This window comes from Microbacterium sp. PRC9 (genome assembly GCF_031844125.1).
Taxonomy (GTDB): Bacteria; Actinomycetota; Actinomycetes; order Actinomycetales; family Microbacteriaceae; genus Microbacterium.
The window spans coordinates 437,111-458,608 of record NZ_JAUZUR010000001.1; the positions used below are offsets into that span (position 1 = coordinate 437,111).

17 protein-coding genes and 1 riboswitch are annotated in these 21,498 nt (G+C 70.9%); of the genes, 8 read left to right on the plus strand and 9 right to left on the minus strand.

Going from position 1 to position 21,498, the window contains the following annotated elements:
- Positions 1-133: 133 nt before the first annotated feature.
- Positions 134-616 carry a MarR family transcriptional regulator gene (locus Q9R33_RS01895; protein ID WP_311292679.1) on the plus strand — a complete coding sequence of 161 codons (483 nt, stop codon included), beginning with the start codon at positions 134-136 and terminating at the stop codon, positions 614-616.
- A complete protein-coding gene (locus Q9R33_RS01900) occupies positions 613-1,260 on the plus strand; it encodes an NAD(P)H-dependent oxidoreductase (protein WP_311292680.1) in 648 nt (215 codons plus the stop codon). Before Q9R33_RS01895 ends, Q9R33_RS01900 begins: the two co-directional genes overlap by 4 nt.
- 2 nt (positions 1,261-1,262) lie before the next feature.
- Here Q9R33_RS01900 and Q9R33_RS01905 read toward each other — a convergent pair whose 3' ends face one another.
- Positions 1,263-2,144 carry a bifunctional methylenetetrahydrofolate dehydrogenase/methenyltetrahydrofolate cyclohydrolase gene (locus tag Q9R33_RS01905; protein ID WP_311292681.1) on the minus strand — a complete coding sequence of 294 codons (882 nt, stop codon included), beginning with the start codon at positions 2,142-2,144 and terminating at the stop codon, positions 1,263-1,265.
- Positions 2,145-2,278: 134 nt separating this feature from the next.
- Positions 2,279-3,553, minus strand: coding sequence for a serine hydroxymethyltransferase (gene glyA, locus Q9R33_RS01910; RefSeq protein WP_310247613.1), 1,275 nt, complete (start codon positions 3,551-3,553; stop codon positions 2,279-2,281).
- Positions 3,554-3,605: 52 nt separating this feature from the next.
- Positions 3,606-3,690: riboswitch (ZMP/ZTP riboswitch) on the minus strand.
- Positions 3,691-3,841: 151 nt separating this feature from the next.
- Here glyA and Q9R33_RS01915 point away from each other — a divergent pair.
- From Q9R33_RS01915 to Q9R33_RS01935, 5 genes are all read left to right on the plus strand, one after another.
- Entirely contained in the window at positions 3,842-5,371 is a 1,530-nt protein-coding gene (locus Q9R33_RS01915; protein WP_396654063.1) for a family 20 glycosylhydrolase, read from the plus strand.
- A gap of 27 nt (positions 5,372-5,398) precedes the next feature.
- Complete coding sequence (gene nagA, locus Q9R33_RS01920; protein ID WP_310247606.1) at positions 5,399-6,535, plus strand: N-acetylglucosamine-6-phosphate deacetylase; 1,137 nt, start codon at positions 5,399-5,401, stop codon at positions 6,533-6,535.
- A 313-nt stretch (positions 6,536-6,848) separates the two neighbouring features.
- Positions 6,849-8,723, plus strand: coding sequence for a sigma-70 family RNA polymerase sigma factor (locus tag Q9R33_RS01925; protein WP_311292683.1), 1,875 nt, complete (start codon positions 6,849-6,851; stop codon positions 8,721-8,723).
- Positions 8,724-8,746: 23 nt separating this feature from the next.
- Positions 8,747-9,139, plus strand: a complete 393-nt coding sequence (locus Q9R33_RS01930; protein ID WP_310247598.1) for a YrdB family protein — start codon at positions 8,747-8,749, stop codon at positions 9,137-9,139.
- Complete coding sequence (locus Q9R33_RS01935) at positions 9,136-10,527, plus strand: FAD-linked oxidase C-terminal domain-containing protein (protein ID WP_310247595.1); 1,392 nt, start codon at positions 9,136-9,138, stop codon at positions 10,525-10,527. The genes Q9R33_RS01930 and Q9R33_RS01935 overlap by 4 nt, the downstream gene beginning before the upstream one ends.
- Positions 10,528-10,542: 15 nt before the next feature.
- Here the strand turns inward: Q9R33_RS01935 and Q9R33_RS01940 are convergent, their stop codons facing one another.
- The 6 genes from Q9R33_RS01940 to Q9R33_RS01965 all read right to left on the minus strand — a co-directional run bounded on the left by Q9R33_RS01940 (position 10,543) and on the right by Q9R33_RS01965 (position 16,812).
- Positions 10,543-11,322 carry a glucosamine-6-phosphate deaminase gene (locus Q9R33_RS01940; RefSeq protein WP_056370770.1) on the minus strand — a complete coding sequence of 260 codons (780 nt, stop codon included), beginning with the start codon at positions 11,320-11,322 and terminating at the stop codon, positions 10,543-10,545.
- Complete coding sequence (locus Q9R33_RS01945) at positions 11,315-12,268, minus strand: ROK family protein (RefSeq protein WP_056370772.1); 954 nt, start codon at positions 12,266-12,268, stop codon at positions 11,315-11,317. The genes Q9R33_RS01940 and Q9R33_RS01945 overlap by 8 nt, the downstream gene beginning before the upstream one ends.
- A gap of 43 nt (positions 12,269-12,311) precedes the next feature.
- The gene (locus Q9R33_RS01950) at positions 12,312-13,154 is read right to left on the minus strand and encodes a carbohydrate ABC transporter permease (protein WP_056370774.1); all 843 of its coding nucleotides are present in this window, start codon (positions 13,152-13,154) and stop codon (positions 12,312-12,314) included.
- Complete coding sequence (locus Q9R33_RS01955) at positions 13,151-14,116, minus strand: carbohydrate ABC transporter permease (RefSeq protein ID WP_056370776.1); 966 nt, start codon at positions 14,114-14,116, stop codon at positions 13,151-13,153. Before Q9R33_RS01955 ends, Q9R33_RS01950 begins: the two co-directional genes overlap by 4 nt.
- A gap of 88 nt (positions 14,117-14,204) precedes the next feature.
- Positions 14,205-15,476 carry an extracellular solute-binding protein gene (locus tag Q9R33_RS01960; RefSeq protein ID WP_311292684.1) on the minus strand — a complete coding sequence of 424 codons (1,272 nt, stop codon included), beginning with the start codon at positions 15,474-15,476 and terminating at the stop codon, positions 14,205-14,207.
- Positions 15,477-15,612: 136 nt separating this feature from the next.
- A complete protein-coding gene (locus tag Q9R33_RS01965) occupies positions 15,613-16,812 on the minus strand; it encodes an ROK family transcriptional regulator (protein WP_082497112.1) in 1,200 nt (399 codons plus the stop codon).
- 219 nt (positions 16,813-17,031) lie between these two features.
- On the opposite strand from Q9R33_RS01965, the gene Q9R33_RS01970 reads away from it, so the two are divergent.
- The gene (locus Q9R33_RS01970; RefSeq protein WP_311292685.1) at positions 17,032-19,014 is read left to right on the plus strand and encodes a L,D-transpeptidase family protein; all 1,983 of its coding nucleotides are present in this window, start codon (positions 17,032-17,034) and stop codon (positions 19,012-19,014) included.
- Positions 19,015-19,220: 206 nt separating this feature from the next.
- Here Q9R33_RS01970 and Q9R33_RS01975 read toward each other — a convergent pair whose 3' ends face one another.
- The gene (locus Q9R33_RS01975; RefSeq protein ID WP_311292686.1) at positions 19,221-21,449 is read right to left on the minus strand and encodes an NADP-dependent isocitrate dehydrogenase; all 2,229 of its coding nucleotides are present in this window, start codon (positions 21,447-21,449) and stop codon (positions 19,221-19,223) included.
- Between the last annotated feature and the right edge of the window lie 49 nt (positions 21,450-21,498).

Sequence of the window (21,498 nt, forward strand, 5' to 3'; positions counted from 1 at the left end):
TATCGCGTGATCTCACCGAGCGCACCCGTTATGTGCGCGTATAACGCATGGCCTCGGCGAGATCACGCGATGTGAACGCGGCGGGGTGAGTCAACTTGTTGACTTACAGTGAGTCAACTGGTTTACTTCAGATGTGTCCGAGCGCCTGACCTTCTCCCTCCACGAGCTCATCGCCGAGCTCGACGCGTTCGCCGACGCCGCCCTGCAGGCGGGGTGGAGCGTGACGTTCAATCACTTCCAGTTCCTGGCGGTGCTCTACGATCACGAGCCCGTCGACATGACGACGCTCGCCCGCTGCCTCGGCGTCACCAAGGCTGCCGTGAGCAAGCGCGTGCCCGCGCTCGTCGAGGACGGGTGGATCACCGCCGCATCCCAGCCCGGCGCGGGCCGCAGCATCCTGCTCTCGCTCACCGACAAGGGCACCGCCCTCGTGCGCGACGCCGGCGAGGTGCTCGAGCGCGAGTTCGCCGCAATGCTGACCCACCCCTCGCTCGCCGGCGACCCCATCGACGCGTCGCGCATGAACGCCCAGCTCGTCGCCCTCACCGCTTTCATCCAGCAACAGCCGGCGCCCGGCCCGGGTGCCGTCCACCACCCTCAGGAGAGGCTCGCATGAACGCTCCCCGGATCCTCGTGATCGTCGGCACGCCCTTCGCCGGCAGTCTCAACCACTCCCTCGCCCAGTCGTACGCCGACACCGCCCGCGCCGGCGGCGCCGAAGTGCGCGTCGTGGATCTCGCGAACGACACGGTGCCCCAGCATCCGTCCGTCCGCGACGACGTGCGCCTGCCGCGCACCGATGCCGACGTGCCGCTCACCCCCGAAGTCGCCGCCTACGTCGCCGACGTCGACTGGGCCGACCACCTGGTGTTCTTCTTCCCGCAGTGGTGGGGGTCGCTTCCGGGGGCGCTCAAGACGTGGATCGACCGCGTGTTCGTGCGCGGATTCGCCTACCGCTATCGTCCGACCGGGCGGCTGTGGGACAAGCTGCTCACCGGGCGCAGCGCGCGCATCGTGATGACGATGGACTCCCCCGCGTTCTGGAACGCGTGGGTCTACCGCAATGCCCCGATCCGGTCGCTCCGCAGCGCCACGCTGGAGTACTGCGGCATCAAGGTCCGCGGCGTCACGCGGCTGGCGCAGGTGCGGCACAGCACCGAGGCCGACCGCGAGCGCTGGGTCCGCGGGATGGCGTCGTTCGGAGCGACGGATGCCGAGTCCGTGCGTCCGCGCGAACGATCCGAGCTCATCGCGGCCTGACGTCAGGCGAGCGAGCGCTCCGCCGCCTCGACGACGTTCGTCATGAGCAGCGCCACGGTCATCGGACCGACCCCTCCGGGGTTGGGCGAGAGGTAGCCGGCGACCTCGGCGACGTCCGGGGCGACGTCGCCGTAGACGCGGGACTTCCCGGTCTCGGGGTCGTCCTCGCGCGTGACGCCGACGTCGAGCACGGCGGCGCCGGGCTTGACGTCCTCAGCGCGGACGATGTGCTTCACGCCCGCAGCGGCCACGATCACGTCGGCCTGGCGCAGGTGGTGCGACAGGTCGGCCGTGCCGGTGTGCGTCAGGGTCACGGTGGCGTTGATCTCGCGGCGTGTGAGCAGCAGACCGATCGAGCGGCCGATGGTCACGCCGCGGCCGACGACGACCACGTCCTTGCCCTTGAGGTCGTAGTCGTTGCGCAGCAGCAGCTCGATGACGCCGCGCGGCGTGCACGGCAGCGGCGTGGTGATCGGGGAGTTGACGTTGAGCACCAGGCGTCCGAGGTTGGTCGGGTGCAGGCCGTCGGCGTCCTTCGCGGCGTCGATGCGCTCGAGGATCGCGTCGGTGTCGAGGTGCTTCGGCAGCGGCAGCTGCACGATGTAGCCGTGGCATTCCGGGTCGGCGTTGAGCTCGTCGATGAGCGCCTCGACCTCGGCCTGGGTGGCGTCAGCGGGCAGCTCGCGCTGGATCGAGTTCATGCCGATCGCCTCGGACTCGCGGTGCTTCATCCCGACGTAGAGCTGCGAGGCCGGGTCGGCGCCGACGAGCACCGTCGCGATGCCGGGCGTGACGCCGCGGTCCCTGAGTGCCGCCACGCGCTCGCGCAGCTCGTCCTTGATCTGGGCCGCGGCCGCGCGCCCGTCGAGCTTCTGTGCGGTCATCCTGGGTCTCCTCGTGGGTCGTGCGCCCTCACGCCGGGGCGGGCGGGACGGATGCCGCGACCCGGCGTCGGGCCGCGGAATCCGTGTCGACAGTGGTAGCAGACGGTGCCGCAGCGGTGCCGCGGCCCTTCCACTCAGTGGCGGAAGTCGGGGTACAGCGGGAAGGCGGCCGTCAGTGCCGAGACGCGCAGGCGCAGCTCCTCGAGGTCGGCGCCGGGCTGCAGCGCGAGGGCGATGACGTCGGCGACCTCGGTGAACTCGGCGTCGCCGAAGCCGCGGGTCGCGAGCGCCGGCGTGCCGATGCGCAGACCCGACGTGACCATCGGCGGGCGGGGGTCGTTGGGGACCGCGTTGCGGTTCACCGTGATGTGGATCTCGTGCAGGAGGTCCTCCGCCTGCTTGCCGTCGATCTGAGCGTTCCGGAGATCGACGAGCACGAGGTGCACGTCGGTGCCGCCCGAGCGGACCGCGATGCCGGCATCCTTGACGTCCTGCTGCGACAGGCGCTCGGCGATGATGTGGGCGCCCCGCAGCACGCGCTCCTGGCGCTCCTTGAACTCGGGGGTGGCCGCGAGCTTGAACGCCGTCGCCTTCGCCGCGATCACGTGCATGAGCGGGCCGCCCTGCTGGCCCGGGAAGACCGCCGTGTTGATCTTCTTCGCGATGTCGGCGTCGTTGGTGAGGATGAAGCCCGAGCGGGGGCCGCCGATCGTCTTGTGCACGGTCGACGACACGACGTGCGCATGCGGGACCGGGTTGGGGTGCAGACCCGCCGCGACGAGACCGGCGAAGTGCGCCATGTCGACCCACAGCGTCGCCCCGACCTCGTCGGCGATCGCGCGGAAGGCGGCGAAGTCGAGCTGACGCGGGTAGGCCGACCAGCCGGCGATGATGACCTTGGGCTTGTGCTCGACAGCGAGGCGGCGCACCTCGTCCATGTCGATGGTCGAGGTCTCGGGGTCGACGCCGTACGCGACGATGTTGTACAGCCGGCCCGAGAAGTTGATCTTCATGCCGTGCGTGAGGTGCCCGCCCTGATCGAGCGAGAGACCGAGCAGCGTGTCGCCGGGACGGGCGATCGCGTGGAGAACGGCGGCGTTGGCCGTGGCGCCCGAGTGCGGCTGCACGTTCGCGAACCCGGCGCCGAACAGCGACTTCGCGCGGTGGATCGCGAGCTCTTCGGCGACGTCGACCTCTTCGCAGCCGCCGTAGTAGCGGCGGCCCGGGTAGCCCTCGGCGTACTTGTTGGTCAGCACCGAACCCTGCGACTGCAGCACCGAGACGGGCACGAAGTTCTCGGAGGCGATCATCTCGAGGTAACCGCGCTGGCGGTCGAGCTCGCGATCGAGCACCTGGGCGATCTCGGGGTCGACCTCGGCGAGAGGGGCGTTGAAGAACTGATCGGTCATGCGATCTCCTTGACTGCGGCTTTCGGGGTGCGCGGCACGGGGTGCCGGGATTCACATCGGCCCAGGCGTGCGGTCGAATGCCGTAGTCGGTCGCTCCCCGGTGGTGTCCCACCTCAACGCCAGTCGCGACACACCGAGCATAACGGAACACGACGCGCTAGGCTGAGTCGAATCCCTTTTGTTAGGACTCTTTACATGAATCGTCGACGAGGACGGGCCGCCGCGGCAGCCGTCCTCGCCGCTGCCCTGCTGGCCGGCTGCACCCCGGTCGCACAGAATGGAGACACCGTGTCGCTTCCCGCCGTCGTCCCCGCCCCCGTCTCGATCGAGGCCGGCACCGGCGCGCCATTCCGGCTGACCTCCGCCACGGCGGTGAACGCAGAAGCGGATGCTGCGGCCGCCCTGTCCGCGATCGTCGAGGCCCGCACCGGACTGACCCTCGCGAGCGGCGACGGCGCAGGCATCGAGCTGCGGATCGACTCTTCGACGGGCTCAGGGGCCGGAAACGCGGCCGAGTCCTACCGGATCGCGGTGGACGAGGCATCCGTCTCCGTCATCGGCGCCGACGCGGCCGGACTCTTCTACGGCGTGCAGACGCTGGGTCAGCTCATCGCCCGCGACGGCGACGAATGGACCGTGCCCGCCGTCACCATCGAGGACGCCCCGCGCTTCGCCTATCGCGGTGTCATGCTCGATGTCGCCCGGCACTTCCATCCCGTCGAGACGGTCAAGGCGTACATCGACCACGCGGCGTCGCTCAAGTTCAACGCGCTCCACCTGCACCTCACCGACGACCAGGGCTGGCGCATCCAGCTCGACTCGCGGCCCGAGCTGACCGAGAAGGCGTCGGGCACCTCTGTCGGCGGCGACCCGGGCGGCTTCTACACGAAGGACGACTACCGCGGGATCGTCGAGTACGCGGCATCGCGTCACATGATCGTGGTCCCCGAGATCGACATGCCCGGCCACACCCATGCGGTCGGACTCGCCTATCCCGAACTCGCCGAAGACCCGAGCGTCAGCGACCACATGCGCGAGATCATCCGCGACTACGGCGGCGACGAGCCGCGTGCCGGCGCACCGTACGACGGCATGGCCGTCGGGTTCTCGTCGCTGAAGATCCACGACGAGGCGACGTACGACTTCGTGGCCGACGTGTTCGGCGAGCTCGCGGCGATGACGCCGGGGCCGTACCTGCACTTCGGCGGCGACGAGTCGCTCTCGACGACCGACGAGGACTTCGCCGAGTTCGTGGCGCGCGCGAGCGAGATCATCGCCGACCTCGGCAAGACGCCCGTGGCGTGGCACGAGGCCGGTGCCGCGGCCGGCATCGCCGACACCACGGTCGGCCAGTACTGGGGCTTCCTCACGCCGCAGGAAGGCGCCGCCGAGAAGGCGACCGCGTTCGTCGACAACGGCGCGCAGCTCATCCTGTCCCCCGCGGACGCGATCTACCTCGACATGAAGTACCCGACCGGACCCGAGCTGGGCCTCACGTGGGCGAACGGCCCGACGAGCGTCGAGCGCGCGTACTCGTGGGAGCCGTCGGACGTCGTCCCCGGCGTCGACGACTCCGGCATCCTGGGCGTCGAGGCGCCGCTGTGGACCGAGACGATCGGCACGTCCGCCGACATCGACACGATGGTGTTCCCCCGCGCGGCCGCCGCCGCGGAGGCGGCCTGGTCGCCCGCGACCGGAGCGAGCGACCTGCGCACCTGGGCGTCGTTCCGCGAGCGGGTCGGCGCCCTCGGCCCGCTGTGGACCAGCATGGGCATCGGCTTCCACCCGTCCGAAGAGATCCCGTGGGTCACCGAGTGACCACCGCCGAGTGATCCGGAGCACCGCATGAGCACCCTCGTCCACTCCGTCCGCCTGCTGGGCTCCGTGTCCGTCGACAGCGACCGCACCGACGGGTGGGCGCTGTTCGAGGGCGGCCGCGTCGCGTCGGCCGGCGTCGGCGGCGATCTCCCGGCCGCCGACCAGGTCGTGGACGGCGGCGACGGATGCCTCGTCCCCGGCTTCATCGACATCCATGGGCACGGCGGCGCCGGCGCGAGCTTCGACGACGGCCCGGAGGCCGTGGCGACCGCGCGTGCCGTGCACCGCGCCCACGGCACGACGCGCGCGGTGCTCTCGCTCATCACCGCGCCGATCGACGACCTCGCCGCGCGCGTGGCGATGGTCGCCGACCTCTGCGACGCCGATCCCACCGTCCTCGGCTCGCACCTCGAGGGCCCGTTCCTCGACCCCGGCCACAAGGGCGCGCACACCGAATCGCTCCTGCGGGCGCCGGACGCGGCATCCGTCGACCGCCTGCTCGAGGCGGGACGCGGCACGATCCGCCAGGTCACACTCGCCCCCGAACGCCCAGGCGCCTTCGATGCGATCCGGCGCTTCGTCGACGCCGGCGTCGCGGTCGCGGTGGGCCACACGAACGCCGACGCCGACACGACGCGGCGAGCCTTCGACGCCGGCGCGACGCTGCTCACCCACGCGTTCAATGCGATGCCCGGAATCCATCACCGCGCCCCCGGCCCGGTCGTCGCGGGCCTGCGCGACGAGCGCGTCACGCTCGAGATCATCGCCGACGGCGTGCACGTCGACCTCGAGCTCATCGCGACGCTGTTCGCCGTGGCCGGCGACCGCATCGCACTCATCACCGACGCGATGGCCGCGGCGGGCTCGCAGGACGGCCGGTACGAGCTGGGCGGCCTCGCGGTGCGCGTCACCGACGGCGTCGCGAGGCTCGAAACCGGCGGCGCGATCGCCGGCTCGACGCTCACGCAGGACGCCGCGCTGCGCCACGTGGTGGGCGCCGGCGTGCCCCTCGAGGTCGCCTCCCACGCCCTGAGCCGGCAGCCCGCGCACGCGATCCACCGCGGCGACCTCGGCACGCTCGACATCGGCGCGCCCGCGGATGCCGTGCTGCTCGACGACGCCCTCACGGTGCGTCGCGTCTGGGTCGGCGGGCACGCCGCCTGAGCGCGCGCTCGCGCGCACGTGAAAGGCGGGGCCGAAGGTCCCTCCCCCGAGATCCCTCCGAGCCCCGCCTTGTCCGCGGGATTCCCGCGGGGGCGGCCGCCGTCGTGCCCCACACAAGGCGGCCTGCCACTCTGACCAAAGAGACGGCGAGACCCCCGATCTATTACGCGAGTTCTGGAAAATCGCTCGAACGGATGCTGCGCCCTCGAGTCGCAGCCCTGGTCAAATCCGGAGGCGGCGACGACAATGGAACGAGCCGCGGCCTGCACCCGGGATCGACGTCGTCGATGTGCGCCGCGGAACTGGGGGACCCATGGACCACGAGGAAGTGCAGGAGCACGAGACGGAGGTCGTCGCTGACGCCGACGCCGATCTCGTCCTGCGGACGAGATCGGGCGACACCGACGCGTTCGCGGAGCTCTGGCGACGCCACTACCGCGCAGGCGTCACCGTCGCGCGCAACATGACCTCGAGCCTCGATGCCGATGACCTCGTGCAGGAGGCGTACACCCGCATCTACCACTCGATCGTCCAGGGCGGTGGGCCGACCGGATCGTTCCGCGCGTACCTGTTCACCAGCATCCGCAACACCGCTGCGGCGTGGGGGCGCGCGCGCCGCGAGACCGCGTACGAGGAGCTCGACGGCGTCGAGGACCCCTCGGGCGCCGAGCACGAGAGCGAGGCCGCGCTCGACCGGGGCCTCACACATCGGGCCTTCCGCAGCCTGCCGACGCGGTGGCAGGAGGTGCTCTGGTACTCCGAGATCGAGCGCATGAAGCCCGCCGAGATCGCGCCTCTCCTGGGCATGAAGCCGACGGCGGTCGCCCAGCTGACGTTCCGTGCGCGGGAAGGACTGCGCGAGGCCTGGATCCAGGCGCACCTGCGGTCGGTGGCCGACGGCTCGGACTGTCAGTGGACCATCGAGCGCCTCGGCGCTTACTCCCGTCTCAACCTCGGCCGCCGCGACCACGCGAAGCTCGAGCAGCATCTCGGCCGCTGCGTGCGCTGCTCGATCGTCGCGAGCGAAGCCAAGGAGGTCTCGAGCCGGCTGGCGCTCGTGCTGCTGCCCATCGCGCTGGGCGCCGTGGGCACGGCGGGCTACCTCGCGACGGTTCAGGGCGGCGGCGCTTCGCTCGTGACGCTGGCTTCGATGCCGTCGAGCGTCGTGCACAGCACGGTGACCATCGCGCCGGGCGGAGTCGTCGGTGCGGGTGCGACCGCGAGTGCGGGTGCCGGTGCGGCGGCGACGTCGGCCGGCGTGGGATCGGCGGGGGCGGTCGGCGCAGCAGGGGCGGCGACCGCCGTCGCTTCGTCGGCAGCGGTCTTCGGCACGTCGGCGGTCGCGGGCATCGGTGCGGCGTCCGGACTCGCCGCCGCCGGCCTCGTCGTCGTCAGCGGCGTGGTCGCCGCGGCCGTGATGCTGCCGGCGACCGCCGGCCCCGAACCGGCGCCGACGCCCACGCCGACGAACGAGGTCTCGGCCGAGAACGTGAACGCCCCGGCGATCCTGCCGGAGGAGACCGGCGACACCGCGCTCGAGCTTCCGGCCGATCCGGGCCCCGGGCCGGCAGACGTGCCCGTGGTGAGCGACGCCGCTACCGGGAACGACGAGGCACAGGGCGGCGGCGCCACGTCTTCGGGCGGCGGCAAGGCCACGGGCCAGACCGGCAACGGCAACGCGCAGGGCGAGAACGGCAACGCGCAAGGCGACAACGGCAGTGCCTCGAGCAGCAACGGCGGCGCCCCGGGCAGCAACGGCGGCGCCCCGGGCAGCAACGGCAACGCGCAGGGCAACAACGGCACCGCGAACACCGGCAACAACGGGAACGCGAACGGCAACGGCAACAGCAATAGCAACGGCGAGTCGGGCAACAACGGGAACGGCATCGGGAACACCGGCAACTCGGGCAACGGCACGCCGACGAACGGCACGGGCAACGGCAACGGCGGCACCACCGGAAACGGCGGTTCGACCGGGAACGGCGCTCCCACCAACGGCACCGGGAACGGCAACGGCGGCACCACCGGCGCCGGAGCGGCCAAGCGCAGCGTGAGCATTCCGAACGGCCTCGGCCGCGGCGTCGTCGACCGCACGGCGTCCGCGACCGCCGCAGAGGCGCCCGCGGACGCTCCTGAGGCGGCTGACACCCTGCCCCTCGAGACGGTGCCTGCCGACGGCGGCAACTGACCCACCGCCGTAGACTGGAAGCCATGTCCGACACGCCGAACGTCACTCCCGCGCGCCCTGCCGAACCGGCACCAGGAACGCGCACACCCCTCTCGGCGGTCGACATCATCGCGTTCGTGTGCGAGATCTTCGCGTTCGGCACCCTCGCACTGTGGGGCTTCACGATGTGGCCGTTCCCGTGGAACATCGTCGCCGGCGTCGGGGCACCCGCGATCGCGATCCTCCTCTGGGCCTTCTTCGTGTCGCCGCGCGCCGTGTTCGCGGTGCACCCCTTCGTCCGCGCAATCGTCGAGCTCCTCGTCTACGTGTCCGCGACCGCCGCCTGGTGGTCGATGGGCAACGCATGGATCGGCCTCGCGTTCGGCGTGGTCGCCGTGACCGCCGGCCTCATCGCCGGCCGGCGGCACCTGCCGTGATCTCGGGCGCCGACGCGCTCGACCAGCTGCGCGCGGCACTCGGCGATCGCGTCGACACCTCCCTGGCCTCGCTCGCCGCCGCACGCGCCGACAAGTCCGGGCACGCGGCATCCGGCCTCCCCCTCGCCGTCGTGCACGCCCGAAGCGTCGACGATGTGCAGCAGACGCTCCGCATCGCCGGAAGCACCGGCACGCCCGTTGTCGCCCGCGGGGCCGGCACCGGCCTCGCCGGCGGTGCCAATGCCGGAGACGGGGAGATCTCGCTGTCGGTGCGCGGCATGGACCGCATCCTCGAGGTGCGCCCCGACGACCTCCTCGCGGTCGTCGAGCCGGGCATCCTCAACGCCGACCTCAATGCCGCGCTCGCCCCGTACGGCCTGTGGTGGGCGCCCGATCCCGCGAGCCGGGCGATCTCGACGGTCGGCGGCAACATCGCGACCGGAGCGGGCGGACTCCTCTGCGCGAAGTACGGAGTCGTGCGCGACGCGGTGCTCGGCGTCGACCTCGTCCTCGCGGACGGTCGACTGCTCCACCTCGGCCACCGCACCGTCAAAGGCGTCACGGGCCTCGACCTGACGTCGCTGGTCATCGGGTCCGAGGGGACACTCGGCGTCGTCGTCGGCGCGACCCTGAAGCTGCGACGGCTGGTGCCCGGCGAGGTCTGCACGATCGCCGCCACGTTCCCCGACGTACGGGCGGCGGCCGAGGCATCCTCCGCCGTCACCGCCTCCGGTGCGCAGCCGGCGATCATGGAGCTGATGGATGCCGCGTCCCTCGCCGCCGTGCATGCTCTCCTGGCACTCGAGGCACCGACACCGGGAGCGGCGCAGCTCACCATCCAGACCGACGGTCCAGCCGCGATCGCCGAAGCCGACGCCATCGCCGACGTGCTCCGTGACGCCGGAGGCACGGCCGTGGTCTCGCACGACCGCGAAGAGGGAGAGCGACTGCTGGCGATCCGCCGGTCGATGCACCCCGCCATGGAGTCGCTCGGCACAGCCCTCATCGAGGACGTGTCTGTGCCCCGCAGCGCCCTGCCCGCCATGTTCGACGAGATCGCCCGCGTCGAGCGCGAGCACGGCGTCGTGATCCCGACGGTCGCCCACGCCGGCGACGGCAATCTGCATCCCAACTTCATCTTCGATGCCGAGCCCGACGAGTTCGGCGTCGTCGAGGCGCCGGATCACATCTGGGCGGCCGCCGACGACCTCTTCCGCGCGGCCCTGCGCCTCGGCGGCACGCTCACCGGCGAACACGGCGTGGGAGTGCTCAAGCGCCGCTGGCTCGCCGACGAGCTCGGAGAAGACCAGTGGGAGCTGCAGCGTCAGATCACCCGTGTCTTCGACCCCCAGGGCATCCTCAACCCCGGCAAGGTCTTCGCGCGCTGAGCCGACGCGGGAGCCTCAGATGCCCTGCCAGTCGGGCTTGTTGTCGTAGGCGTAGCGGTAGTAGTCGGAGCGGGTCAGCTGCGATGCGGCGGCCTCGTCGACGACGATCGTCGCGTGCGGGTGGAGCTGGATCGCCGAGCCCGGCAGGGACGCCGACAGCGGGCCCTCGACGGCGCCGGCGACCGCGGCCGCCTTGCCCTCGCCGAACGCCAGCAGCACCAGGTGCCGCGCACGCAGGATGGTGCCGAGCCCCTGCGTGATGCAGTGCATGGGGACGTCGTCGATCGAGTCGAAGAAGCGGGCGTTGTCGCGACGCGTCTGCTCGGTGAGCGTCTTCACACGGGTGATCGACGAGAACGACGAGCCGGGCTCGTTGAAGCCGATGTGGCCGTCGGTGCCGATGCCGAGGATCTGCAGGTCGATGCCTCCCGCGTCGCGGATGGCCTCGTCGTACTCCTCACCGTGGTGCTCGATGCCCTCCGGCGTGCCGTCGGGCGTGCGGATGAGCCCGGGGTTGAGGCCCAGCGGCTCGACGACCTCGCGCGTGATCACCGAGCGATAGCTCTCGGGGTGCGCGGGGTCGATGCCCACGTACTCGTCGAGCGCGAAGCCGCGCACGCGCGACAGGTCGACGCCCTCCAGCCGCGAACGCAGCGCCTCGTACACGGGCAGCGGCGTGGACCCGGTCGCAAGACCCAGGACCGTCTCGGGGTTCGAGCGGATGAGCTGCGCGATGTGGTCGGCGACGAGTGCTCCTGCCGCCGCCTTGTCGCGGACGATGACGATCTCAGCCATGGGTCAGGGCCTCCTGGGTGTCGTGTGCGGCATCGCCCTCCGCACCCACCAGCGCGGCGCCGAGCGCAGCGGCCGGCGAACCCGGCGGCAGCAGCTCGACCCGGTCGGCGAGGTGCAGCGAGCGCATGAACGGGGATGCCTCGGCGCTGGCTGCGAGCTCGGCTGCGACATCCGTCATCAGTCGGTCTCCCAACGCCGTCACACCTCCTCCGAGGACCACGATATCGACGTCGGCCGTCAGCACCAGTACCCGGATCGCGGCGGCCACGCCGCGGGCGAGCCCGGCGCGCAGCTGCCGCGCCGACGGGTCGCCCGCATCGGCCGCGTCGAAGACGTCGCGCACCGGCAGCGCGGAGCGCTGGGCCCAGCGCTCCGCGATCGCACCGCCGCCCGCGAAGGCCTCGATGCAGCCGCGCTGACCGCAGCGGCACGGTGGTCCGTTCGGATCGACCGAGATGTGACCGACCTCGCCCGCAGTGCCGCGGGCGCCCCGCCAGAGGATGCCGTCCGAGACGATTCCCGCGGCGATGCCGGTGCCGAGGTTGAGGTACGCCATCGAACCGGGCGCCGGTGCGCCACCCCGCGTGTGGAGCGCATGCGCTCCGAGAGCGGCGGCCTTGACGTCGTTCTCGACCTGCACCGGCACTCCCAGCTGGGGCCCGACGGCCGCGGCGAGGTCGAGCTCGTCGACGCCGAGGTTCACCGCGTGCACCACGCGGCCGGTGCCCGGCTCGATCTGGCCCGGGATGCCGACCCCGACCGACCGCACGGCCGAGAGGTCGACGCCGGCCTCGGAGCCGAGCGCGCGCACGGCGTCGAGGACTGTCTGGGCCACAGCATCCGGTCCCCATCCCGTGGGGATGCGGAGGCGACCCGCGATCGCGCCGTCGGCGTCCACCGCGACGGCGTCGGTCTTGGTCCCGCCGACGTCCAGCCCGACCCTCATCGGCCGACCTCCCCGTGGGAGGCGGCGTTGTCGTTCGCGCGCATCAGCCCTTGACCGCCCCTGCCACCAGACCGCTCGTCATGCGGTGCTGCACGAAGAGGAAGAACACGATCACCGGAACCGCCATGATCGTCGACGCGGCCATGACCAGGGCCCAGTCCGTCGCCTTCGTCGCCTGCACGAAGGCGCGCAGCCAGATGGGCAGCGTGAGCGACTCAGGCCGCGTCATGATGACGAGGGCGAAGACGAACTCGTTCCAGGCCTGGATGAAGGCGAACACGCCGGTCGCGATGAGGCCGGGAGCCAGCAGCGGGAACGTGATGCGCCAGAAGGCGCCCGCGCGGCTGCATCCGTCGATCATCGCTGCTTCCTCGAGATCGGCAGGCACGCCGTTGACGAAGCCTCGCAGCGTCCAGATCGTGAACGGCAGCACCGTGGCGATGTAGACGAAGCTCAGACCGATGATCGTGTTGAGCAGGTACCAGCCGTCGAGCATGCGGAACACGGAGACGATCATCGCTTCTGCGGGGATCATCTGGATCACGAGGATCGCGACGATGAACGAGGTGCGGGAGCGGAAGCGGAACCGCGAGACGGCGACCGCGCCCAGGAACGCGAAGACGAGGGTGACGACGAGAGTGAGCCCCGTCACCGCGACCGAGTTGAACAGCGCGTTGAGCAGGCTGTCGTCGGTGAGGGCCTCCTGGTAGTTGCTGAGCGTGAACTCGTCGGGCCACCAGTGCGGGGTCGTCGAGCGCACGGCCGACGCCGGAAGCAGCGAGGTGTTCACCATCCAGTAGACGGGGAACAGCGACGAGACGATCACGACGAGGGCCGCGACGTTCAGGAACACACGCGAGACGACGCGGCGAGGACGGGCGGTCATGACTCTTCCTTCAGCATCGTACGGATCCAGTACCCGGAGATCGCGAGGAGGATCACGACGAGGACCACGGAGATGGCGCCGCCGGCGCCGAGGTCGCCCGACGCCATGGACACGCTGTAGATGTAGACGCCGATCGTGTTCGTCTCGGCGCGGACGCCGCCGATCGACTGCAGCGCATAGATCTGCGCGAAGACGCGCAGATCCCAGATGATCTGGAGGACCAGCAGCACGAGGAGGATCGAGCGCAGGTAGGGGAAGACGATGAGGCGGAACCGCGCGAAGCCTCCCGCCCCGTCCAGCGAAGCCGCCTCGAGCACCTCGTCGGGCACCTGGGACAGCGCGGCGTAGGTGCTGAAGGCGACGAACGGGATCGCACCCCACGTGATGATGATCGCCGCCACGGCATAGAAGCTCGTGGGGTCGATGAGCCAGCTGTGACCGACCCAGTTCTGGCCGGTGATCTGCGTGAGGACGTAGTTGACCAGGCCGTACTGCGTGTCGAAGATCCAGCCCCACACGATGGTGGCGGTCAGCGCGGGCATGGCCCACGCGAGCAGGAGCGACACCGAGACCGCGGTGCGCATGACGGCGCCGAGCTTGGTCATCATGACGGCGATGGCCACGCCGAGGAGCATCGTGGCGACGACGCTCACGACGCAGAGCGCCACGCTGCGGCCGAGCACGGCCCAGAACTCGGGGTCGGTCAGCACGGCGACGTAGTTGTCGATCCCGATGAACTCGGGCGGGGCGCCGAAGATCTGCGCGCGGCCGAACTTCTGGAACGACATGATCACGAGCTGCACCAGCGGCCAGCCGATGAAGACCGCGAGCATGATCAGCGCCGGCGTCAGGAGCGCGAGGGGTGCCCAGGGGAAGCGGCGCCGCTTCGGACGTTCGGGGTCCTGCCGTGACGCGGACGGCGGGGCCGGGGGCGCGGGGGCCTGTGCGGGGACGGTGGTCATGGCGAACCTCCTCTCAAGAGATTGTGTCGAGCCCTCTGCGGGCATGGAACGGGGTGCCTCGCGGCACGAGGCACCCCGTTCAGTGATGTCAGCCGTTCAGGATCGATTCGATCTGCTCGTCGGCAGCGGTGGCGAGCTCCTTGATGTCGCCGCCGTTCGCGATGTTGACGAACAGGTCCTGCATGATGCCCTGCGCCTCGACGTCGGCCCAGTTCGGCGAAGCCGGCGTCAGCTTGGCGTTGGCAGCGGCCTCGGCGATGACGGTCGCGAGCTCCGGCGTGGCCGCGGCGACCTTGTCACCGAGCGAGACGAGCGCCGGAACGAGGCCGTTCTCGGCGAGGATCGTCTGGTACTCGTCGCTCAGCATGATCTCGAGCGCGCTCTTGGCGAGGTCGGGGTTCTTCGACTTCGCGGCGATGCCGACGTTCGAGCCGCCCGCGAACACCTGAGCCGCGCCGCCCTCCATGCCCGGGAGGGCGTAGTAGCCGGTGATGTCGGCGACGGCGGTCGGCTGCTTGTCCTCGTCGGCGACGATCGACCAGTAGGCCCAGCTCGGAGCCGAGTACGTGGCCGACTGCTCGGTGCGGAAGGGCACCCAGCCCTCGGTCTCGTCGCCGTCCTTCGGTGCGAGCGAGGCCTTCGTCATGAGCTCCTGGACCTGCGCGAGACCGGCGAGCGACTCGTCGCTCGACAGCTGCGCGTCCCACTCGTCGCCGTCCTGCACGGCGATCTCGCCGCCGTTCTCCCAGATGAAGGGCAGCGCGTTGTACCAGTCCTTGCCCGGCAAGTAGACGCCCGAGACGCCCGGCAGCGCGCCCGCGAGGGTGACACCGTTCGACACGTACTCGTCGAGCGTGGTGGGCACCGCGACGCCCGCCTGCTCGTACATCGCCGTGTTGTAGAAGACGACGCGGGCGCCCGAGTAGTACGGCGCGGCGTACAGGGTGCCGTCCCAGCTGCCCGCCTCGACGAAGCCGGGGAGGAGGTCGTCGCCGCCGAGGTCGCCCTCGATGTCGGCGAGGCTCAGGAGGGCCCCGCTCGAGGTGAACGCCGGAGCCTGCGTGTTGCCCATCTCGACGATGTCGGGGCTGTCGTTCGACGACAGGCTCGTGGTGAGCTTGTCGACGAGGCCGGTCCACTGCTGCTCCTCGATGACCAGCGTCGACCCGGGGTTCTCGTCCTCGAAGGTCTTCTTCAGGTAGTCGCGAGCGTCCTGCGGCGTGTCGGTGCCGACCAGCCACACACGGATCTCGGCGCCCTCGTCGGCCGACGAGCCGCCGTTGTCGCTGCCGCCGGCGCAGCCGGCGAGCACCAGTGCCGAGGCGCCGATGAGCGCCACAGCTCCAAGCGTCTTCTTCATGGTGTCTTCCTTCGTTTTCGGTGTTCTCTTGGTGTTTCGGCTGGGCCGGGTGGCCCTTCCGTGGATCGGATGCTCCGCGGGGAGCGCTCCGTGTTGTTTCGGGATCCGGGGGGATCCCCCGGGGAATCGCGCTGTGTCAGGACACCCCGAGTTGTCCGGACAGGACCATGACGGCCGCGCCGCGCAGGACGATGTCCTGGCCTTGCTCCGTCATCCGCACCCGCACGCCTTCGTCGACGGACGGCGCAAGCGTGCGCGCGCGGAGTGTCTCGACGGTCTGCTCCGCAAGGGAGCCGCCGAGGAGTTCAGGGGGGCCGGAGAGGACGATCTCCGACACATCGAGCGCGCCGACCACCGGGGCCAGGGCGATGCCGAGCCGCTCCCCCGCGTCGCGGAGGATGCCCTCGTGGGCGGCGGGATCGGCCGCAGCGTTCAGTCGCGAGGTCAGCGACGGCACCGAGAGCCAGGCTTCGAGGCATCCGACCTTGCCGCATGCGCATTGCGGGCCGCCGTCGGTGCCGACGGTGACGTGGCCGATCTCGCCCGCGGCGAAGCGGCTGCCGCGCATGGGCTGGCCCGCCAGCAGCAGCCCGGAGCCGACGCCTCGCCCGACCTTGACGAGCAGCACGTCGTCGGGAGCGCCGCCGAACGTGTACTCGGCGAGCACGGCTGCGTTGGCGTCGTTGGCGACCAGGACCGGAACCCCGAGGGCGTTGCGCAGCGCGCCCTCCAGGTCGAAACCGGCCCAGCCGAAGTTGGGTGCCGTGAGGATGACTCCCCGATCGTCGACGACACCGGGGGTGCCGACGCCCACGCCCAGCACCGGCGCGTGCGACTCGGCGACGAGCGCGCGGGCGAGTTCGACGACCGTGTCGACGAGAGCATCGGCCGCGGGGACCGCGACCTCGCGACGCGCGACGATGCCGCCGTCGAGGGTCAGGACGGCGCCGATGAAGGTGTCGCTGCCCGACAGGTCGAGCCCGATGATGCGGTGACCGGCGTGGTCGAGGTCGACGAGGATCGCGGGCTTGCCAGGACCCGAGGCCTCGCGCACCCCCATCTCGGCGACGAACCCGTCGGCGATGAGCTCGGCCACGAGGTCGGAGATCGTGACCCGGGTGAGCCCCGTCTCACGCGACAGGTCGGCGCGGCTCATCGCGCCCTGGTGGAACAGGGTCTGGAGCACGAGCGAGCGGTTGTGGCCGCGCGCGTGCTCGGGAAGGACCTTCGCACCCTGGCGGAGCGTGCGTCCGGGGGCGAATGCGCGGGCATTCGTGGTGGGGCTCTGCGGCGCGTCGATAATGGAAGGGCCGCGTCGCGCTTCCGTGTTGGGCATGTTTGTTAGTAGACCTTACGAACTAACATTTCGCAAGTCTCCGACCCAATTTGGGCGGATGCTTTACAAAACCGTGATCCGCCACGTTCTGATCGTTACCGAGGTGCGCGCGGGTTTCCTGCCGTGACCGGCGGTTCGTGCGTGACCAGCCCGTGACCTCGACACCCAGGCGCGTCGCCTACCATGGGGGGAAGCGTTGATCACAGTCGGGGGTGTGGCGTGACTAATCTGGCGACCGAGTCGCAGGCCGGGAAGGCGTCCGGGGATGACGCCGTCCAGGCCCAGCAGGCCGTCGAGGACGAGCAGTCCGAATCGGCGGAGACCACGGAATCGAATGCCGTGAACGGGACGGATGCTGAGGCCCCGGCGGATGCCGAGACGGCCGACTCCGTCGTGCCCGCGGACGCGGAGGACTCCCCCGCTGGCGAGGCGGACGAGACACCCGAAGCTGAAGCCGAGGCTGTCGACGACGCAGAAGAGTCGCCCGAAGCCGAGGTCGACGAGGCCTCTGAGCCCGCAGCCGCTGAGGGCGGCGCTTCCACGGACGAGGCAGAGCCCATCGGCGAGGCTGCAGAGCCCATCGACGAGGCCGCGGAGCCCGTCGACGAGGCCGCCGAGCCCATCGACGAGGCCGAGCCCGAGTCATCCGTCATCGCCGACACCGACACCGATGCCGATGCCGATGGCGATGCCGATGGCGATGCCGAGACGGTCGCCGTCGCGACGACCGCGCTCGCACCCGCCGCGGACCTCTCCGCCGAGCCCGCGACCGCCGTCGCCACGGCCACCGGGACCGCTCCGGCCGACGGCTCCCCCACCTTCGCGTGGGCGCCGGCCGAGCCCCAGCCGAAGAAGAAGCGCACCGCGATCTGGGTCGGTGCAGCCGCGGGTGTCGCCGTGGTCGGTCTCGTCGTCTCGTCGCTGGTGCTCATCGCTCCCGGCACCACGGTCGCCGGTGTGCCGGTCGGGTGGCTGACGCCTGGCGCGGCAGCCGACGCGATCGAACAGCGTCTGGCCGAGACCACGGTCGTGCTCACCGGCGCGGGCGAGGACGCCGAGGTCACCGGCGCCGAACTGGGCGCCGCGGTAGACGCGAAGGCCCTCGCCGACGCCGCGTTCGCGCAGCACCCGATGTGGAACCCCACCGCGTGGTTCGCCGCGACCGATGCCGAGATCGAGCTCGACCCGGCGTCCGCCACTGCAGCCCTCCGCGAGGTCGCGCCGCAGCTCTACACCGACCCGACCGACGCGACGCTGGCGTTCGACGCGGCCACCGCGTCCTATGTCTCCACGCCGGCCGTCGCCGGTGCGGGGATCGACGTGGCCGCCGTCCAGGGCGCCATCCAGGCGGCCTTCGAGGCCGGCGAGACGCGCGTGCAGCTCGACCCGGTCCCGTCCGAGGTTCCCGCCGACATCTCTACCGAGACCGCCGACGCGACCGTCGCGCAGCTGAACGGCATGCTCGACACGGCCGGCTTCTATGTGGGTGAAGAGCGTACGGTGCCGATCGACCGCGCGACGCTGGCAGCCTGGCTGACCGTCGCACCCGACCCCGAGAACGCCGCGTACGACATCACCGCCGACACGGCCGCGATCCAGGCCGCGGTGGACGCTCTTCCGGCGGCGGTCAATCGGCCGGCCGAGAACGGCGCCGTCATCACCAACTCGGCCGGCAAGGTCCTCCGCGAGGAGGCGCCCGGGATCTCGGGGCGCGAGGTCGGCGACACCACGAACTTCGCCTCCGACTTCGCCACGCAGCTGGCCGCCGGCAACGCGGTGTTCGAGACGCCCGTGACCGAGGTCGCGCCCGTCGTGTCGACGTTGGCCCGCACCGTCGAGGTCGACCTGTCGAGCCAGACCGCGACCCTCTTCGAGAACGGCAACGTGGTCGCCTCGTACACGATCTCGTCGGGGCTCTCCGGCACGCCGACGCCCACCGGCCACTTCACCGTGAACGCCTTCACGCGCGTCCAGGACATGGGCGCGCTGTGCTACAACCCGGCCGCGGTGAACAGCTACTGCACGAAGGACGTGCCGTGGATCACCTGGTTCGCACCGGACATCGCGTTCCACGGCGCGTCGAACTTCCGAAGCCGTCTGGGCTTTCCGCAGAGCCACGGCTGCGTGAACATGTGGAACGACGATGCCAAGTTCGTCTACGACTGGACTGCGCGCGGCACCGAGGTCTGGGTCCACGCCTGACCGCGGTCACGCCTCCACGCTGACCCGCCGCCGCGCGGGTCGGCGTGCTCCAGCGGCAGCACTGCGCGACCTCGGGATCAACAGCCCCGGAGACGAGAGAGGGCGGATGCGGCAGCATCCGCCCTCCCGTCGTACGTCAGGCGCTCACGTTTCGACAGGTCCGCCGCTGAGGCGTCGGACGCTCGACGACCGGGCTTCCTGCTCGATCAGCTCCGCTGATCGAGCAGGGCGTCGATGACCTCGTTGAAGGTCTGCGACGGGCGCATGACACCGGTGACCAGCTCGGCGTCGGGGCGGTAGTAGCCGCCGATCTCGACGGCCGAGCCCTGCACCGCGAGGAGCTCGTCGACGATCTTCTGCTCCTTCGCGGCGAGCGCCTCGGCCACCGGGGCGAAGGCCGCCGCGAGGTCGGCGTCGGCCTGCTGCTTCGCGAGCTCCTGCGTCCAGTAGAGGGCGAGGTAGAAGTGGCTTCCGCGGTTGTCGATCGTGCCGAGCGCGCGGCCGGGCGACTTGTCGTTCTCGAGGAAGGTGCCGGTCGCCGCGTCCAGCGTGTCGGCGAGGACACGCGCCTTGGCGTTGCCGGTGAAGTCGGCGAGGTGCTCGAGCGACGCGGCGAGCGCGAAGAACTCGCCGAGCGAGTCCCAGCGCAGGTAGTCCTCGGCGAGGAGCTGCTGCACGTGCTTGGGGGCCGAGCCGCCCGCGCCGGTCTCGAACAGGCCGCCGCCCGCGAGGAGCGGGACGATCGACAGCATCTTGGCGCTGGTGCCGACCTCGAGGATCGGGAACAGGTCGGTGAGGTAGTCGCGCAGCACGTTGCCGGTGACCGAGATGGTGTCTTCACCCTTGCGCAGACGGTCCAGCGAGTACTGGGTCGCCGCGGCGGGCGCGAGGATCTCGATCGTGAGACCGTCGGTGTCGTGGTCGGCGAGGTACGTCCTGACCTTGGCGATGAGCGCCGCGTCGTGCGAGCGGTTCTCGTCGAGCCAGAATACGGCGGGGGAACCGGTGGCGCGGGCGCGCGTGACCGCGAGCTTCACCCAGTCGCGGATCGCGACGTCCTTCGTCTGCGTCGCGCGCCAGATGTCGCCCGGAGCGACCTCGTGTGCGAGCAGCACGTCGCCGGCCTGGTTCACGACCTGGACGGTTCCGGCCGCGGCGAGCTCGAACGTCTTGTCGTGGCTGCCGTACTCCTCGGCGGCCTGCGCCATGAGACCCACGTTCGGGACGGTGCCGATGGTGGCCGGGTCGAGCGGGCCGTGCGCGATGACGTCGTCGATCACGGTCTGGTAGACGCCCGCGTACGACGAGTCGGGGATGACGGCCAGCGTGTCGGCCTCGCCGCCGTCGGCGCCCCACAGCTTGCCGCCGTTGCGGACGAGGGCGGGCATCGACGCATCCACGATGACGTCGGACGGCACGTGGAGGTTCGTGATCCCCTTGTCGGAGTTCACGTACGACAGGCGCGGGGTGTCCGTGGCCGCGGCGAACGCCGCCGCGATCTCGTCGCCGCCCTCGACGTTCTTGAGGCCCGCGAGGATCGCGCCCAGGCCGTCGTTCGGGGTGAGGCCGGCCTCGGCGATCTTGTCGCCGAAACGGTCGAAGACGTCGGCGTAGTACGCCTTCACGACGTGGCCGAAGATGATCGGGTCGCTGACCTTCATCATCGTGGCCTTGAGGTGCACCGAGTAGAGGACGTCCTCCGCCTTGGCGGTCTCGAGCGTCTCGGCGAGGAACGCGTCGAGCGCGGCCGCCGACAGGAACGTGCCGTCGACGATCTCGCCGGGAAGCACCTTGATGCCCGTCTTGAGCTCGGTGGTCGTGCCGTCGGCCGCGACGAAGCGGACCGAGAGCACGTCGTCGGCGGGGATCACCGTGGTCTTCTCGTTCGACTTGAAGTCGTCGTGGCCGAGGGTCGCGACGCGGGTCTTCGAGCCCTCGCCGAAGGCCTTGTTGCGGTGCGGGTGCTTGCGCGCGTAGTTCTTCACCGACAGCGGCGCACGGCGGTCGCTGTTGCCCTCGCGGAGGACGGGGTTCACGGCCGAGCCCTTGATGCGGTCGTAGCGGGCGCGCACGTCCTTGTCTTCGAGCGACTGCGCCTCGTCCGGGTAGTCCGGGACGTCGTAGCCCTGCGACTGCAGCTCGGCGATCGCGGCCTTCAGCTGCGGGATCGAGGCCGAGATGTTCGGCAGCTTGATGATGTTGGCCTCGGGGAGCGTCGCGAGGCCGCCGAGCTCGGCGAGCGCGTCGCCGACCTGCTGCTCGGGCGTCAGGTTCTGCGGGAACGCCGCGAGGATGCGGCCCGCGAGCGAGATGTCGCGCGTCTCGACGTCCACTCCCGCCTGGCGGGTCACGGCCTGCACGATCGGCAGGAACGATGCGGTCGCGAGGGCCGGTGCCTCGTCGGTGTAGGTGTAGATGATGGTCGAGTCGGTCACCAGTCACGTCCTTCTTGCGGGTCGGCGTTCAGCCTATCGCAAGCGGCCG